The sequence below is a fragment of the Methylosinus sp. RM1 genome, assembly GCF_011378635.1.
Classification (GTDB): Bacteria; Pseudomonadota; Alphaproteobacteria; order Rhizobiales; family Beijerinckiaceae; genus Methylosinus; species Methylosinus sporium.
This window is the reverse complement of sequence record NZ_WOVC01000016.1, coordinates 15,995-31,317: the sequence shown is the minus strand read 5'-3', so window position 1 is coordinate 31,317 and position 15,323 is coordinate 15,995. Positions and strand designations below refer to the sequence as shown.

Annotated in this window: 13 protein-coding genes; 2 read left to right on the top strand and 11 right to left on the bottom strand. The window is 62.7% G+C overall.

Annotation, left to right across the window (positions count from 1 at the left end; translation table 11 throughout):
• From FMZ75_RS12610 to FMZ75_RS12595, 4 genes are all read right to left on the bottom strand, one after another.
• On the bottom strand, positions 1-225 hold the full coding sequence (locus FMZ75_RS12610) for a DNA-binding protein (RefSeq protein ID WP_246659723.1): 225 nt from the start codon (positions 223-225) through the stop codon (positions 1-3).
• Between the two features lie 233 nt (positions 226-458).
• Positions 459-791, bottom strand: coding sequence for a DUF2285 domain-containing protein (locus FMZ75_RS12605; protein WP_246728939.1), 333 nt, complete (start codon positions 789-791; stop codon positions 459-461).
• 241 nt (positions 792-1,032) lie between these two features.
• Positions 1,033-1,242, bottom strand: coding sequence for a transcriptional regulator domain-containing protein (locus tag FMZ75_RS12600; protein WP_166143204.1), 210 nt, complete (start codon positions 1,240-1,242; stop codon positions 1,033-1,035).
• 138 nt (positions 1,243-1,380) lie between these two features.
• Positions 1,381-1,644 (bottom strand): DNA -binding domain-containing protein, encoded by a 264-nt coding sequence (locus FMZ75_RS12595; protein WP_166143202.1) that lies wholly within the window; start codon positions 1,642-1,644, stop codon positions 1,381-1,383.
• A 226-nt stretch (positions 1,645-1,870) separates the two neighbouring features.
• Between FMZ75_RS12595 and FMZ75_RS12590 the strand changes: the two genes are divergently transcribed.
• A complete protein-coding gene (locus tag FMZ75_RS12590) occupies positions 1,871-2,098 on the top strand; it encodes a helix-turn-helix domain-containing protein (RefSeq protein WP_166143200.1) in 228 nt (75 codons plus the stop codon).
• Positions 2,099-2,271: 173 nt separating this feature from the next.
• Here FMZ75_RS12590 and FMZ75_RS12585 read toward each other — a convergent pair whose 3' ends face one another.
• The 4 genes from FMZ75_RS12585 to FMZ75_RS12565 form a co-directional block, all read right to left on the bottom strand.
• Positions 2,272-5,958 carry an AAA family ATPase gene (locus FMZ75_RS12585; RefSeq protein ID WP_166143198.1) on the bottom strand — a complete coding sequence of 1,229 codons (3,687 nt, stop codon included), beginning with the start codon at positions 5,956-5,958 and terminating at the stop codon, positions 2,272-2,274.
• A gap of 311 nt (positions 5,959-6,269) precedes the next feature.
• The gene (locus FMZ75_RS12580; protein WP_166143196.1) at positions 6,270-6,596 is read right to left on the bottom strand and encodes a DUF736 domain-containing protein; all 327 of its coding nucleotides are present in this window, start codon (positions 6,594-6,596) and stop codon (positions 6,270-6,272) included.
• A 578-nt stretch (positions 6,597-7,174) separates the two neighbouring features.
• A complete protein-coding gene (locus FMZ75_RS12570) occupies positions 7,175-7,615 on the bottom strand; it encodes a hypothetical protein (protein WP_166143194.1) in 441 nt (146 codons plus the stop codon).
• 142 nt (positions 7,616-7,757) lie between these two features.
• A complete protein-coding gene (locus FMZ75_RS12565; protein ID WP_166143192.1) occupies positions 7,758-7,931 on the bottom strand; it encodes a hypothetical protein in 174 nt (57 codons plus the stop codon).
• Between the two features lie 307 nt (positions 7,932-8,238).
• Here FMZ75_RS12565 and FMZ75_RS12560 point away from each other — a divergent pair, with 307 nt between their 5' ends.
• Positions 8,239-8,448 carry a hypothetical protein gene (locus FMZ75_RS12560; protein WP_166143190.1) on the top strand — a complete coding sequence of 70 codons (210 nt, stop codon included), beginning with the start codon at positions 8,239-8,241 and terminating at the stop codon, positions 8,446-8,448.
• A gap of 74 nt (positions 8,449-8,522) precedes the next feature.
• On the opposite strand, the gene FMZ75_RS12555 is transcribed toward FMZ75_RS12560, so the two are convergent.
• The 3 genes from FMZ75_RS12555 to FMZ75_RS12545 all read right to left on the bottom strand — a co-directional run bounded on the left by FMZ75_RS12555 (position 8,523) and on the right by FMZ75_RS12545 (position 15,176).
• Positions 8,523-9,461 (bottom strand): DUF2493 domain-containing protein, encoded by a 939-nt coding sequence (locus FMZ75_RS12555; protein WP_207783419.1) that lies wholly within the window; start codon positions 9,459-9,461, stop codon positions 8,523-8,525.
• A gap of 329 nt (positions 9,462-9,790) precedes the next feature.
• Positions 9,791-10,852, bottom strand: a complete 1,062-nt coding sequence (locus FMZ75_RS12550; RefSeq protein ID WP_166143186.1) for a toprim domain-containing protein — start codon at positions 10,850-10,852, stop codon at positions 9,791-9,793.
• Between the two features lies 1 nt (position 10,853).
• On the bottom strand, positions 10,854-15,176 hold the full coding sequence (locus FMZ75_RS12545) for a strawberry notch family protein (protein ID WP_166143184.1): 4,323 nt from the start codon (positions 15,174-15,176) through the stop codon (positions 10,854-10,856).
• Between the last annotated feature and the right edge of the window lie 147 nt (positions 15,177-15,323).

Genomic DNA, 15,323 nt, shown 5'->3' with positions numbered 1-15,323 from the left:
TCAGCGGTGGGAGTTCGGGCGGGCGATGCGCACGCCGGTGTCGACGCGGACGGCGTCGCGCGCTTCGACATATTGCGGGTCGGACGTGGAGCGGCAGGCGGCCCCATCGGCCCAGGCCTGCAGATCCTCGATCGCATAGACGACGCGCCCGCCGAGCTTGCGGAACGTCGGGCCGGCGCCGTGACAGCGGTATTTTTCGAGCGTGCGCGCGGAGAGGCTGAGCATTCGCGCGGCTTCGTGCGTCCGGACAAAGCGCGTGGCGCCCTCGGGTGATTTGTCGCGCAAGAGACGCCTCCGTAGTGGCGAGGTGCGCCGCAGGGACGTCGCGGCGTTTCGAGATCACCGTGGCGGAGAAGAGAAGCGCAGGGGGAGGACGAAGTTTTGAGGCCGGTCCGTGTCCCCCCTTCCGCGAGGCGCACGCTGGGATGTCCTAGGAAACGGAGAATGCGGAAGGTTCATCAGCCGCCACGCAGCAGCCGCTTGTAGCCGCCGTTCATCAGCGCGATGGAATCATGGATGAGACGGTTCGCCTTGCGGCGCGTCGCCGAACTCTTCCACTCGAGCGCGGGAAGAGCCGCGTCCTCGGCGTCGATCAGGGCCGCGGCGATGTCGCGTGGTCCCGCGCCGCCGAGCCGGAAATCCAGAGCGTGCAGCAACAGGATGAGACGCGCGCGTCGCTGCGCGGTCAACTGTAGCGCGCGAGGTAGCGGCCCTGCGGCGCCTCCTTGAAGGAGGCGAACGAATCGCGACGCGCTTTCGAGCCGGATTTCGAGTGACGCGTCGAGCGGCAAGATGATCGCTGGATGGCGCGGCGCGCCTTCGTTCATCCAGACATGAATCTCGCCTCGAACCTCGCTGATCACGACCCGCCTGTCGCGGTCGTCGAACCTGTCGGCGACGACCTTGCCGAAGGCCGTCGGATCGAAGGTCCCATCCGCCGCGAAGCGGGGCGGCGCCGAAGCGATGATCAGCGTGCCGGGATCGACCTCAGGGAGCCAGAGCGCTGGCTCCCTTCCTGCCGGAGATTCCGGGTCATGAGCGAAACTGCAACCCCCAGCGACGCGCGAGGCTCGAAAGCGCGGTCGCTTCGTCGGCGGCGCCGCGTTCGATCCGCCTCAGCGTCTCGCGATAATCCTGGCGATATTTGGGATTCCGGCGCAGGAATTCGAGCGCGAAACCGGAAGGGTCCAGGTCGTTCAATTGCTTGATAGAATCAGGAGATTTCCAAAAATTCGTCGGCATGAAGCGCTCCTCGGCTTGGCCTCGTAGCTCGAGCGGCGGTCACGACGATTCCGGAATGTCAGAACCAAAACTAGCCCAAAGGGCTGCATCGCGTGCCGCAAGCCCCCATGACCTTTTTATGGCAGGCGAGACGAGAGATTATTGCGGGCGCGTGCCCAAGAGCTGCCGATAGCCGGCTGCAGACATCCATCTCGCCCTGGCCAGATGGCTTTCATGGATGATCTTCGCCCGTTCCGGCTCGCGCTCTGAATCGATCCCGAAAATCACCGCGACGACCTCGCGCCAATCGGCGCCTTCTTCGGCGGCGTCCAGCAGTCGCAGGTAGGTCGTGAGGTGACGCTCGTCGTAGGCGTTCACGTGCTCGGTGAGAGGCGGACGATCGTCGAAGGCTGGCACACTCATTGCGGACCTGCCTGTCGCTCTATGCGGGCGAATTCATGGCGAGACAGCGGGATTATATCCCAGGATTGGTCGGTGTTCTATTCCACGGGTGATGCAATCGGCGCATCGCGTTGTGCGATCTGGATAAGACCCACAGCGTCAGCGGATGTCGAGCGTAGCATGGTCGCCGACGAATAGGAATGTTCGTTCCTGGAATGAACGTTCTTGACTCGGTTTCCATGCCACCATGGAAATCGAGGAGGTCATAGCGACAAATGTGCGTCGCCTGCGTAACGCCAGGAAATGGACGCAGGAAGCGCTCGCCGAGAAGGCGCAGCTGAGTTCTCGCTATGTTGGCGCGATTGAGCGCGCCGATGTGTCGGCGAGGGTGAATATTGTCGGTCGGATCGCTGATGCATTCGGCGTCGAGCCCGCTGAGCTTTTCAAGCGCAGCAAGCCGAAAATTCGCGGCTGAACTCGCCAGACGGCCGAAGGTCGGCCGGAACTGGCGTGACGTCTATTTGGCGCCAGGCAGGGACGCTCGCTCTGAAGGCCCTGGTATCCGTTTCGGCGGCGGCGTCGTCGATCAAAAGAAAATCTCAGCGGCATTAGCCTGTCCGCAAAGCACTAACTCATCAAGGCGGGCCATCACGTGGCGAAAAGCTTCCGCGCCAATTCCGCTATTGCCGGTGAATCAATGCCCTGTTCGGGGCCATCTTCGGTGACGATCAGCCGCCCGTCCGGATTCTTATCGGAATACAGTGCATATCCGTTACCAGCATAGAGCTTCAGCTTCCGCTGCCACCGATTGCGGTAGGATTGGTCGTCCAGCCGGCCGCAATGCTCCCAGTACCAACTCTTGCCATTGGCCTCGATGATGAAGTCCGCCCAACGTCCACGCCCGTCGTCGAACGGCAAGCGCGGCTCGACCTGGTACTTCAGATGTCCCTGCTTCTCCAGCTCATAGAGGATGTTGGCGATAATGAGCTCGTTCTTTGAGCTGACCATTTCGCCCCGAAACGTCCGGTGAATCAGGCGCTCTTCGAGAAATCCTCGTTGTGATCCTTTTAGGCCGAGTGGCACATCTGCCACGAGACGCGGCGCCTGTAGATTCGGAGTGTGGAGCAAGTTCGTAAACCGACCGGCGATGTCCGAGAACACGTACTGACGAAGTGAGAGGAATTTATCGAACGCCCCTTGATGCAGAATCCAAATTCTCCGCTTTTGGCGAGTGAGCGCCGTGTACAGCATCTCGCGTGACACAAGGCGGCTGTCGGAAGGGAGTATTAGCAAAACCACGCCGAACTCACTTCCCTGAGCCTTATGCACAGTGATCGCGTAGGCGAGCTCGAGGTAAGGTTGGCCATCCTCGGAGAAGGCCGAGCGCGAGAACGAAAAATTGCGGTCGTGGCGCCCAGAAAATTCGATGTGAGTGAATGACGGACTTCTTTTTCCCCATACGCGCTGGCCAATCACCATTCCAATCTCGCCGTTTGCAAGAAATTCCTTTTCCCCGTTGTCCGTCGTTCCGTAGACATAAGCTGCGCGCTTGTGATTGCGCACGCAGATCACCTTGTCGCCATATACGATCTGCTCTGCTCCGCGGGGTTTGATGAACCTCATCCAGTCGCGGTAGTGGGGGACCTTGTTTGAGTCGATTGCGTCATTCAGCCGTTTCGCCCGCAAGCGCTCTTTGATTCGCCTATTGAGATAAATTGACCCGCCAGGGCCATTCCGGTTGACACTCAGAATCTGCCAGTTGGCGCTTGCCTCGGAACAGGCGCGATCGAAATTCAGATAGCCTTTTTCGTTACGAGTCGCACCGAGGGACAGTTCGACCTCGGCGACTAGATCGTCTTTCTTGCAATTGAACTCCTCCAACAGTACGTCATCAATGAGGTCAGGAAGATCGGCAACCTTCTCCCAACGGCGATAGCGAACGGTTTCATCGTTCTTTCCCGCAATAGCGTTGACTACGATTTCGTCATCGCCGGGCGGCAGGTCGCGGCCCGAAAAGATCGCGGCGAGTTGTACGTCCGACCGCTCAAGCACAGGCGTAACGCCTTCGCGCTTGCCCATTGAAATCTCATCCTGGCGCCGTGGCGTCCTTAGCTCCGCGACCCCTTTGCCGTTATGCGCTTTCTTCAGATATTCAATGATGTCCACGAAGGGACAACCGGCGCCGATAGGCGGTAGCTGATACGGATCGCCCACGAGAATAAGCCTGCAATTCGCTGGGACGGCATCGATAATTGCTGCCAGCATGTCCTCTGTCAGCATCGACGATTCATCCACGATACAGGTTGTGGCTTCCGTCTTAGGCGCCGCCGCATTTGTGTAGTAGCGCCCGGTATCGGCGTCGAACCGTGTCCCGAGCAGGAGTTGTGCGACGGTTTGTACGTGTTTTTGATCCGTTTCCTGCGCCAACCGAACGCGCGCTTTGCCCGTCGGCGCCAACAGCCGCACACGGGAACCGACAATATCCGATTGCGATAGCAAGAACCGAATGACGGTGGTCTTTCCGGTCCCAGCAGGTCCGATCAACATGCTGACGCGATTGGCGGCAAGGCATTCGAGAGCCGACGACTTCTCCATCCGCGCGCGGTCTTCGTCAACGTCTCCCTTGGCAATATCGCCAAACCTCTCCTTCATCAGCGCGCGCCAGTCCACAGATATGGGCTTGGGCGCGTTCTGCATGCGGTCATTTATGGCGCCGGTTAGCAGCCTGCCAATTGTCACATACCGATCCAACTGCACGGCTATGCCGTCACCTTTGCCAGTGACCGCGACGACTGGGACGAAGTCATCGCGGCATATGTCCACCGTGTCCTTGTCCAGAGGAATGTCGTGAACCACTGATAGTTCTTTTGCTGCGTCCTTTACCTTGTCGATCGGCAGGTACGTGTGGCCGTCCTGTGTGCTGTTCTCAAGGATTTCGACGCAGGCAGCACGCAACCGGTGTTCGTTGTCATACTCAGTGAGAATCGCATTGCACTTCGGTGGCAATGGATGCGCGGTCGCGACTTCTTTTCCCGGATAAATCCCACGGTCTACAGTGCCGAACGAGATGGGTTCGTACGCCGTCCGGTCATTCTCGAACAGCACATAGGGATTGTTGAGGAGGATTTTTGCCTCGATTTCAAGCGCGCGCTCAGCCTGTTCGCCCTTCAGCTCCAAGCGCGCAAGCAGCTTCAGGGAATCCATTTTCTCGCCGTCGGCCTTGATGCGCTCCCAACGCCTTCGCATCATACTGGTAATCTCGGGCGCACTTGCGGGTGGCTTCTGTTTTCCAGTAAAAATCTTATCGATGATCGGCCATGGGTCCACGTTGAGCTCTAATTCATTAGCGAGTGTCATTGCGAACAGTGTGCCGTTGAAACCTGAGTGTAGGGCAGACAGCACGACGCCTAAACCCGGAGCCGGACCCTGAAGCTTCCACAGGCGACTTAACCGCTCATCGATCCACCGAATGTAGCGGTCCCAAGGTCCCGTCAGGACTTCCGATGTCCGCTCCAGCGCGTTGCGGGCGGCAACGAGTGCCGCAGCGGCAGCCCCATGGCTGACATGCTCGCTGCCGTATGAGAATTGAAGCCGCGAGTCATTTGGAGCGAAGGCTATATAGTCGACGGGATTCAGCTCGGGTCGCTTCTCCAGCTCCTTGAGCATTTCATGATAGGGCATCACGAAACCGCCTGTGAAACCTCCGCCGTTCTTTGATGGGCGTATCGAATGCTGAATCGGCCGCTCCCATACCATCGCCCGAATTGCCAACTTCGGTGCATTGTCGTAGGTGTATTCTTGCAAGCCATGCTTTTTGCTTAGCAGGGCTCCGCCAAGCACAACGCGGCGCTCATCATCGCACAGGGGCGTCCGTGTCGCATAAAACAGGACAAGGCTTTCATCCTCAATTAAGGGCGCCGCGAAAGCGTCAAGCAGCGCCTCCTGATTGCCAAAACCCTGTATCCAGCTTGTGCGCGCCAGCCAGTCTGGGCTATCCGGCTCCCGGTCCTTATCGGCTTCGAGTTCCAGCTCATCGGCAATCGCGAAGCCACTCTCTTTCAGCATCCATCGGTAGGGAATCGTGAGCGCACCCCAAGCCGGTATATGAACCGGGCGCGGCTGTATGTGCTTATGGTCCTTGCTCCACGTGGAGTACGACATCACGCTCTCGAACGAGTAGGACCGAGAGCTCAGGAAGCTTCCGCTTGCTCTCAGGCAAGGAGGCATCCGATTTGGTTGCAGTCCATCGAACGCTTCGTTCGGGATCTTTACCTCGATATCGTCCTTACGGTTTTCGGCAATAAGCTTGAGGGCAAGACAGGAGCTGTTGCCCAATGGGTCCGCGCAGACATGACCGTCCCAGGCACGGTCGTGCCATGGCACTCGGACTGACAGATTACGCACTAAACCCATGCGCCCCCCCCCCCGAAACCCGGATTCTTCCTATGCAAGGCTGTTCACATGCAACTCTTATTCAACTCGCCGTCTTTGACAAGGCTTAGCCATTTCGGAAAGCTCGAGTGCATCCGCCAAGGCGATGGCCTCAGTCGATAACCGCTCAGGGGTCATTTTTTCGCTTTCGTGGAGACAAAGCACGCTCGATTGCAGGGCACGCGCCCCGCCGGGAAGGCGGGGCGCGATATCGGTCAGTCGCCGTTGCGGCGGCTCGGGCGGGACCAGATCAGGCTGTAGCCCTCGCCGCTCTCGTCGTCGAAGAGGTTGGCGAAAATCGGGGCGTTGAAGCTCGGATCGTCGAGCTTGAGGCCGAGATAATCGCGACCCTCGTTGGAGCGCTTGGACCAGGCGGCTCCGAGCTCCACTCTGCCGACATACACGCGGTGGCTGGGCGCATTCTCGCCGGATCGGCTGGTTTCGGGAACGATGCGAACGTTCTTCGCCTGGACGGAAAGGGTGACGATTTCGCCAGTGAACTCGTTGTTGCCGGTCTTTTTGAAGGTGCCGATGGTCGCCATTGGAATTCTCCTCGATCTGAAGTTCCGAGCCCGCGCCATTGCGGCCTCGATGGCGATCGAAGGGCCGGAGGCGATCGACGCGGCATCGCTCGCGACCGCAGCGTCAGCGGAGGATGGCGCAAGAGCGACTTTGTTGCCTCGCGAGGAATGACGGCGTAGCCGTCAGGGGAAGAAAGTCGATCGCGCCATTGCCGCATAGGCGATCGAGGCGTAGCCCGGCCTTCGGCCAGATGCGCCCATCAAAGAGGCCGTTATGGAGCGCTCGGCCCGACGGATATCGGGGAGAGTTCGGCGACCATGTGCGACCGGAAAGATTCGGCGACGAGTGCCGACGATGATGACAATCCTTTGTCCGGCTGGAAAATTTCGTCGTCACTTCCGAGCCGCATATCGAAATGCCGTCGGCACTGCCGATTGTCGCCCGACCAGAAGATCGCAGCCGCCAAAGGAAGGTGCATCACAATTCGACCGGCGCGCCACAACGATTGGAACTCGCCGCCATCATAGCCGCCGTGTCACGACGATGACCTCGGAGAGATGCAGATCGACATGCGTCGATCGGAGCAGCTGGAGCGGCGTCAGGCCCGCGCGAGACGTGTTTCTCCCCGTCCCAGCGGGGTCGCTCCAGCGATGCGGACCAAAGCGGTGATGCCAACCGCGACCGCGCCGACGAGCGAAAAAATCATCTGCCATGTCGTGGAGGGCATAGCCATCTGGGCAATTCCGTGCGTGGCGTAATAGCCGGCGACTGTCGCCGGCGCAGCGTAGACGAGCACGATGGCGAGCCGGAGCCATGTCCAGGGAGCGAAGGCGAGCGCCAGTTGCCCGACCGCAAATGTGACGCCCGCGGCGATGACGCCAACGATTGCTCCGCCGAGCCAGCCGGCGCCGGTGTGAAAAGCCCAGGCACCGAGCGTCAGGCCGGCATAGAAGGGGAGCGCGAAGACGGCGAGCGTGAACAGTAGCCAGCAGAAGAACCCGATGCCGGCGACGACGAGAAGAGGTCCGAAGATGATCATCGCGGTGGTCTCCGTAAGACAAAGGTCTGACGAGCGCGCCTTCCACCACCGCCGCGGCGCAGCGGCGAGTCTAGCCGGAAAGATGAGACAGGGCGAGCGAAAATCCCCGTAGGATTTTCGCCGTTCGTGGTGGCAGATTCCTTCATGATGGGAAGGGATCAAATTCATGTATGATGTCGGCGGGATCGCCGTCGTATTCGGTCGACGGCATGACGCCGTAGTCTCCCGCGCCATCATGGAAGACGACGACGCAGATCATGAGGGTGTTCGCGAGGTCCCAACCGCGAGCGTGGGCGAATGTGAGGTTTCGAGACATCGATCAGCTCCTGTGCTGAGGCGGGGGCCATCCCCGCGCGACAGGCGCCCGATGTGTCCGGCCGATGGCCGCGATCACCGCGCAGGTGAAACCGAAGCGGCGGCACGCTCGCGTAGCCGACCCCTCGTGGGTTGATGGCGTCAGGCCATCGGCCGGATAGAGGATCAGCGCCGATCAGAGCGGGGTGGCGCTCGCCGACAGGAGGCGATCGCTTCGAAATCATGCAGCCCGGTCGCGGATCGCGCGAACCTCCTCAATTGTCGGCGGGTCACGTGCATCTGCAGAGCGAACAGCTCAGGAGATCGGCATGACGGAGTTCACGGGGCGAGATCTGCATCTCGTGAAGAAGGCGCTCGCCATCGCAGCGTTGACGATCGAGGGGCAGCCCGGGCCGTTTCAGTCCAACTCGGATTTAAGCGACATCAAAGCGTTGCTCGATGAGATCATCGACGATGATGCCGAGTTGGCGTATTACACGCGCGCCGCGAGGATCGCCGTGCTCGGCTCTCCCGACTGAAATACGGCTTTACGGAAACGCGGCGACACGCTTTTGCGTTTCGGGGCATTTCCGGCTCTGATGGTCGGCGGCGCTCACGCGCCGCCTGCGCCGAAGCGCCAAACCGGAATTCCGAGCTTGCGCGCCTTGTCGGCGAGGTTTTCCTGGATGCCAGTTCCGGGAAAGGTGATGACGCCGATCGGCAGGACGTCCAGCATCGCGTCGTTGCGCTTGAAGGGCGCGGCCTTCGCGTGCTTGGCCCAGTCGGGCTTGAAGGCGATCTGCGGAACCTTGCGGTGATCGGCCCAGCGTGCGGCGATCCGTTCGGCGCCTTTCGGACTGCCGCCATGCAGCAGCACCATGTCGGGATGCTTGGCGTGAACCTGGTCGAGCTTGGCCCAGATCAGGCGATGGTCATTGAAGTCGAGGCCTCCGGTGACGGCGATCTTCGGACCGGGGGGCAGGAGCACCTCGTTTTCGGAGCGCTTCTTCGCTGCGAGAAAGTCCCGGCTGTCGATCATCGCCGAAGTGAGATTGCGGTGATTGACCATCGATCCGCCGCGCGGTCGCCAGGACGATCCGGTGTGGCGTTCGTAATGCTCGGCGGCCTGATCGCGCATCAGCTCGAAAGCGTCCCGGCGCTCGAGGAGCGTCTGACCTTCGGCCGTGAGGCGCTCCAGCTCGACGGATTTCACCTCGCCGCCATCCTGCTCGCGCTGCGAGCGGCGTTGCGCCTGCTCATTGTCGTCGAGTTCGCGCTCGATCCGCTCCACGGCGCGGTGAAAGAGATTGACGGTCGACCAGAGCAGGTCGCCGAGATCCGGCTCGAGGCGGGTGTCCTGCAATGCCGCGATCAGCGCGTCGAAGATGTCGGCGACGGCGCCCGAGACGATGCGCCCTTCCGGCAATGGCCTCGGATCGGGTTCGTCCTGAAAGGGGCGATAGCCGTAGAGCTGGAGTTCCTGGAGAATATGGTCGGTCGGGGATGACGCGTGCGGCGGCTCGTGGCGGTCATCGTCGCGATCGGTGATCATGGCGCTTCCTTTCGTCGGATCGACCGCGCCCATCGCGGCCTTCATGGCGACGAAAGCGGCAGGCGGAGCGGATCTGCACCCGCAGCGAAGCGAAGGGCCGCAGCGCAGCGGAGGACGGCGAAGGCCGGCTATTTTGTCTCGCGATGGAAAGCGGCCGCAGGCCGCGCCGGAAAATAGCCGGCCGCAGCCGTTGCCGATCCGAGCCGCCTGCCGATCGATCGCCCTCTGAAGAAGGCCGTGGGGGCGGACCTCTCCGACAATTCAGGAAACGTCATCATTCACCATGACGTGAATGCGCCGAAAGCGACCGTCCGCTCTTCAGCCCGGGCCTATGCCGCCAGTTCCATGAAGCGCGCGACGTCCTGCGGGGCGATCTGCACACGTATGGCGGCCCGAAGCGCATCGAGCCCGAGCAGCCGTAGATCTTCGTTGAAGTCGCCGAGCGCCGGAGACAGCACGATCGCCTCGATACCGAGCTGGTGCGCCCGGTCGATCAACGCCGTCACCGCGCCGTCACCGGCCGGATCGTCGTCTCGCGCGATGTAGAGTCGGCGCAAAGTGTCGGAGAAGAGCATGGCGGAGAGATGCGCCGCCGAGAGCGCCGCCGCCATCGGCATGGTCGGAAGCGCAGATCGCAGCGACAGAACAGTTTCGACGCCTTCGCCCGCCGCCATGACCTCGCCCGCCACGCCAAAACGGACCGCATGGCCGTTGAGATCGCCCATCGCTCGTCTCGGCGTTTCGATCGGCGCCTTTCCGAGCGTCGTCTCCGAGAAGCCGCGAGGATCGAGCCAGGTGCGATGCACGCCGGTCAGGCGCCCGTCGAGGTCCGTGACGGCGGCGATCATCGCCGGCCAGATTTCGGTCGGGGAGTGCTCGTCTGGCCGGTGATAGCAGCGCGGATGAAAGCGGAGCGATGCGGATTCGTGCAAAGCCGTAATGCCGCGATTGCGCAGATACGCTTCTGCGAGAGTCCCGGTAATCGGCTGCGACATGGCGAAGAGCCGCCTCGCCGACTCCCGAGAGTCAGCATGTGTCGAACGCGATCTCGTCCTCTTCGTCATCGACGCCGGCTCCGGACGCGGTAGTCTCAGGAACGAGCGCGCCTCGTCCACAGTGTCCTTGAATTCGGCAAAGCCGCAACTCTCCTGGATGACGTCGAGAAGATCGCCATGCTCGCCAGTCGCGCCGTCGGTCCATTTGCCGGCGGCGCCCTTGCCGCTCTTCGTCCCGATCAGCCGGACGAACATGGAGCGGCCGGGCGTGTTGCGAACATCGCCTACCAGCCAATATCGGCCTTCGCGATGCCCATTGTGGAGATAATGACGGCACACCGCCTCGGCCTGACGGCCGAGACGCTGCGCGAGATCGGAAGCGTCGGGACGAGCCATGTCACGCGGCCTCCTTTTCGCTGACGCGCTGGAGCGGATAGCGCTCCATCAGCTTCGCCAGCACCGCCGAACCGTTCGCGTCGACGGGCACGAACATGCGCAGCTTCCAGGAGATGATCTCGTGGAACAGCCCGTAGGCGGAGAGACGTTCGCGCATCGCGTCGGTGAACCCCGACAGCTCGATGCGGTGCACGCCCATGACGCGGACACGGCGAAGCTGGAGATCTTCGGCAAGGTGGAGGATGGCGCGGCCATCCGTCAGAGCAGCGAATGCGTCCTCCGCCGACAGTTCGGCGGCGCCGTTCGCGAGAGTTCCGGCGACCCAGGCGGCCGTGACCCGGCGGCCGATGATGCGCTCGCCGTCATCGGTCTGAAGGCGATAGACCCGCGTCGAATCCTTCGGGAGGCGTTTCCAGATCGGCAGCAGCAGGCCTGCGACGATATGGATCGTGCTGTCGGAAAATTCCGGAACGGCGGCGACCTCGGCGCTCCACGTAGTGGCAAAGGCGTCCCGATCGGCCTCGATCCAGTTACTTTCGGCCATCATCTTCAGAGTTGCGTAATGCTGCTCCATCGGCCGAATGAGGCGCACGCGCCGCTCGATCTCGCCATCATCGAGCATCAGCGACGGTGCAGGCAGTTGGATCGCCGCTCGGCCGGAACGCTCGTTGACGAGCGGGACGGCGTGTCGATCGGTTTGCAGATCGAGCGCCCGATCGAGCGTCAGCGGATGATTGCGTTCGCGCTGCGTGATCGTCAGCAGGCGCGTCTCCGCGCCTGTGCCGGGATGGACGTAAATGGTCCGGCGGTCGGTGACGAGGAAACTCTCGGCCCGCAGCGTCTCGAGACCGACGTCATAGACGCCGGCGGCGATGGCGCCTTCGACCTTGGCGTTCAGCAATTGCTCGAAGGCCGTGAACAGCATGCCCTGGAGCTCGATGGTGAGCGCCAGCAGTCGATTGAGGAAGGTGGTGATCGGCGGCAGGTCGTCCTTGATCCCATTTGAATCCGTCAGCGCCAGTCCCGTCGCCTCTTCGAAGGTCTGCAAAGAGCAGCCCTCGATCTTGCCGCGGACGAGCAGCAGATAGAGCTGGCGCAGCGCGTCGCGCGCGTAGTGACTCTCGAGATTGTCCTCGGGACGGAACAGGCCCTGGCCGCCCGTTTGACGCTGGCCCCTGGTGATCGCGCCGAGCGTGTCGAGCCGGCGCGCGATGGTGGAGAGAAAGCGCTTCTCCGCCTTCACATCGGTCGCGATCGGCCGAAACAGCGGCGGCTGCGCCTGATTGGTACGGTTGGTGCGACCGAGGCCCTGGATCGCCGTGTCGGCCTTCCATCCGGGCTCGAGCAGATAATGGACGCGAAGCCGTCGATTCCGAGCGGAGAGTTCCGCATGGTAGCTGCGCCCGGTGCCGCCGGCGTCGGAAAAGACGAGGATACGCTTCTGATCGTCCATGAAGGCGGCGGCCTCGGCGAGATTGGCCGAGCCGGCGCGGCTTTCGACGGCGAGGCGGTCGCCCTTGCGCACGATGCGCCGCGAGCGGCCGGTCACTTCGGCGACCATGTCGGTCCCGAAGCGCTGGACGATCTGGTCGAGCGCGCCGGGAACCGGAGCCAGGGAGGCGAGCTTTTCGATCAGCGCAGTGCGACGGGCGACCGCCTCGCGGCTCTCGACCGGCTGGCCGTCGCGGAAGACGGGTCGCGATGACAGATTGCCTTCGCTGTCGGTGAAGGGCTCGTAGAGCTGCACCGGGAAGGAATGAGCGAGATAGTCGAGAACATATTCGCGCGGCGTGATGTCGACCTGGACGTCGTTCCATTCCTCGGTCGGAATGTCCGAGAGACGGCGCTCCATCAAAGCTTCGCCGGTCGAGACGATCTGGACGACGGCGGCGTGACCTTCCGCCAGATCGCGCTCGATCGAGCGGATCAGCGTCGGCGTCTTCATGCTCGTCAGCAGATGGCCGAAGAAACGCTGCTTGGCGGATTCGAACGCCGATCGCGCGGCGGCTTTGGCCTGCCGGTTGAGCGTCCCCGTCGCGCCGGTGATGTTCGCCGCCTGCATGGCGGCGTCGAGATTATTGTGAATGACGGCGAAGGCTTCGGCGTAGGAATCATAGATGCGCGTCTGCTCCGGCGTCAGCCGATGCTCGACCAGCTCATATTCGACACCGTCGTAGCTGAGCGAGCGCGCCGTGTAGAGGCCGAGGGCGCGAAGATCGCGGGCGAGCACCTCCATCGCCGCGACGCCGCCGGCTTCGATCGCCTCCACGAATTCGGCGCGGGTCGCGAACGGAAAATCCTCGCCGTCCCAAAGGCCGAGACGTTGGGCGTAGGCGAGATTGTGGACCGTGGTGGCGCCGGTCGCCGAGACGTAGACGACGCGCGCGTTCGGCAGCGCGTGCTGGAGACGAAGTCCTGCGCGGCCCTGCTGCGAGGCGGCCTGGTCGCCGCGTTCGCCCTTGCCGCCGGCGGCGTTTTGCATGGCGTGGCTCTCGTCGAAGATGATGACCCCGTCGAAATCGGGACCCAACCATTCGACGATCTGCCGCACGCGGGAAACCTTCTCGCCGCGCTCGTCGGACCGCAGCGTAGCGTAGGTCAAAAATAGGATACCTTCTTGCAGGGAGATCGGCTTGCCCTGGGGGAAGCGCGAAAGCGGCGTGACGAGCAGGCGTTCCATGCCGAGCGCCGACCAGTCGCGCTGCGCATCCTCGAGAAGCTTGTCGGATTTGGAGATCCACAGCGCCTTGCGGCGGCCCTGCATCCAATTGTCGAGGATGATGCCTGCTGATTGACGGCCCTTGCCGGCGCCGGTCCCATCGCCCAGCATGAAGCCGCGGCGAAAGCGGACGGCGTTCTCCGCGCCGTCGCGCGCTGCGGCGACGACGTCGAAGGTCTCGTCGACCGTCCATGAGCCGGCGAGAAACGCCGAATGAGCTTCGCCGGCGTAGATCACTGTTTCCAGCTGCGCGTCGGAGAGAAGGCCGTCCGAGACAATGCTCGCCGGCAGCCGCGGCCGATAGCTCGGCTTCGGCGGCGCGACGGAGGCCATCGCGGCGGACTGCACCAGCTTGGTGGGATGCGCCTGAGAGCTGGGAATACGGATCGACTGCAATCCGTATTCTTCATAGATCGCATCCGTCAGGTGAGCGCCTTCCGGCGGCGCCCAGTCGATGGTCTCATAGGTGAGCGCGGCACCCTCGGGCGCGCGGTCGAGCGTCTCTCGGCGAACCGGAGCGTTTCGAACGGAAACGGCCGGCGCCGTGCGCCGCCGCGGACCGATGGCCGGCGCCGACAAGGCGACCGGCAGGCGCGGCGGCGCCAGCTCGTCGATCCAGGCGAGGAGCGTTGCGACATCGGGCGCCGTGCCGGGCGACGCCGGAAAGACAGTCGGATCGTCTGCTGGCAGTTTGTCGATGATGGTCAAGCGCGTGTCGATCATCGTGCCATGCTTTGAGTAGACGGCGCCATCGATCGCGGCGGAAAAGACGACGCGGCTGCGTTGCTGAAGGCAGATGAAGGCGTCTCGCCAAGCGGGTGCGTCGGGCGCGAACCTCGCGCCCGTGATCGTGACCAGGCGGCCGGCGTCGGCCAATCGCGCCAGCGCGGAGGCGATGTGACGATAGGTGGCGTCCGCCATTCGGCCGGAGACATTCGCCACGGCCGAAAACGGCGGGTTCATCAGCACGACGGAAGGAACGATCGCCGGATCGAGGTGATCGTCGATCTGCGCCGCATTGAAACGGGTGACCGGAACGGAGGGAAAAAGAAGAGAGAGAAGCTCCGCGCGGGTCTCGGCGAGCTCGTTGAGAATGACGGATGCGCCGGCCATCTCGGCGAGAACGGCGAGCAATCCCGTGCCGGCAGACGGTTCGAGAACGCGGTCGGCGGGTGAAATCGCCGCCGCGGCGAGAACCGCAAGGCCGAGCGGGATCGGCGTCGAGAATTGCTGGAAGGACTCGCTCTCCTCAGATCGGCGCGTATGCGTCGGCAAGCGGTCTGCGATTTTCGACAGCATCGGAAGGGCGGCGGCCGGAGATCCGGCTTTGCGGAGAAGCGCCTTTCCGTATTTGCGCAGGAAAAGGACTGTCGCCGCCTCGCAGGCGTCGTAGCTCATTTTCCAGTCCCAGGCGCCGGAGGCGTCCGACGCGCCGAAGGCGGATTCCATCGCCGCACGCAGGATTGCGGCGTCGACGCGTCGGCTCTGTTCGAGATGGGGAAGAAGGCGGCGTGCCGCGCCGGCGATCGCGGAGCCGGTAGACGTGCGATGGTCGCCGGGCGACACTGCCGCGTCAGCGGCAGCGGAAGCAGACATTTTGGACATGGAAGAGGTCTCGGGAGAGCGGGAGCGGACGAGCCGGCTGGCGCTCTCTTTCGGACCCGCCGGGCTCAAATCCCTCCGGCCAAACTCTTCCTCTCACGGTGTTGGCGAAGCAGAAGGCCGAGGCCGAGCGGCAACCCATCGAAGGGC

What these genes read in the sequence shown, in the direction of transcription:
- FMZ75_RS12555 (WP_207783419.1), bottom strand. Translation starts at nt 9,461, where the DNA reads ATGATCACCGATCGCGACGATGACCGCCACGAGCCGCCGCACGCGTCA.
- FMZ75_RS12560 (WP_166143190.1), top strand. Translation starts at nt 8,239, where the DNA reads ATGACGGAGTTCACGGGGCGAGATCTGCATCTCGTGAAGAAGGCGCTC.
- FMZ75_RS12580 (WP_166143196.1), bottom strand. Translation starts at nt 6,596, where the DNA reads ATGGCGACCATCGGCACCTTCAAAAAGACCGGCAACAACGAGTTCACT.
- FMZ75_RS12595 (WP_166143202.1), bottom strand. Translation starts at nt 1,644, where the DNA reads ATGAGTGTGCCAGCCTTCGACGATCGTCCGCCTCTCACCGAGCACGTG.
- FMZ75_RS12545 (WP_166143184.1), bottom strand. Translation starts at nt 15,176, where the DNA reads ATGTCCAAAATGTCTGCTTCCGCTGCCGCTGACGCGGCAGTGTCGCCC.
- FMZ75_RS12550 (WP_166143186.1), bottom strand. Translation starts at nt 10,852, where the DNA reads ATGGCTCGTCCCGACGCTTCCGATCTCGCGCAGCGTCTCGGCCGTCAG.
- FMZ75_RS12565 (WP_166143192.1), bottom strand. Translation starts at nt 7,931, where the DNA reads ATGTCTCGAAACCTCACATTCGCCCACGCTCGCGGTTGGGACCTCGCG.
- FMZ75_RS12610 (WP_246659723.1), bottom strand. Translation starts at nt 225, where the DNA reads ATGCTCAGCCTCTCCGCGCGCACGCTCGAAAAATACCGCTGTCACGGC.
- FMZ75_RS12590 (WP_166143200.1), top strand. Translation starts at nt 1,871, where the DNA reads ATGGAAATCGAGGAGGTCATAGCGACAAATGTGCGTCGCCTGCGTAAC.
- FMZ75_RS12570 (WP_166143194.1), bottom strand. Translation starts at nt 7,615, where the DNA reads ATGATCATCTTCGGACCTCTTCTCGTCGTCGCCGGCATCGGGTTCTTC.
- FMZ75_RS12600 (WP_166143204.1), bottom strand. Translation starts at nt 1,242, where the DNA reads ATGCCGACGAATTTTTGGAAATCTCCTGATTCTATCAAGCAATTGAAC.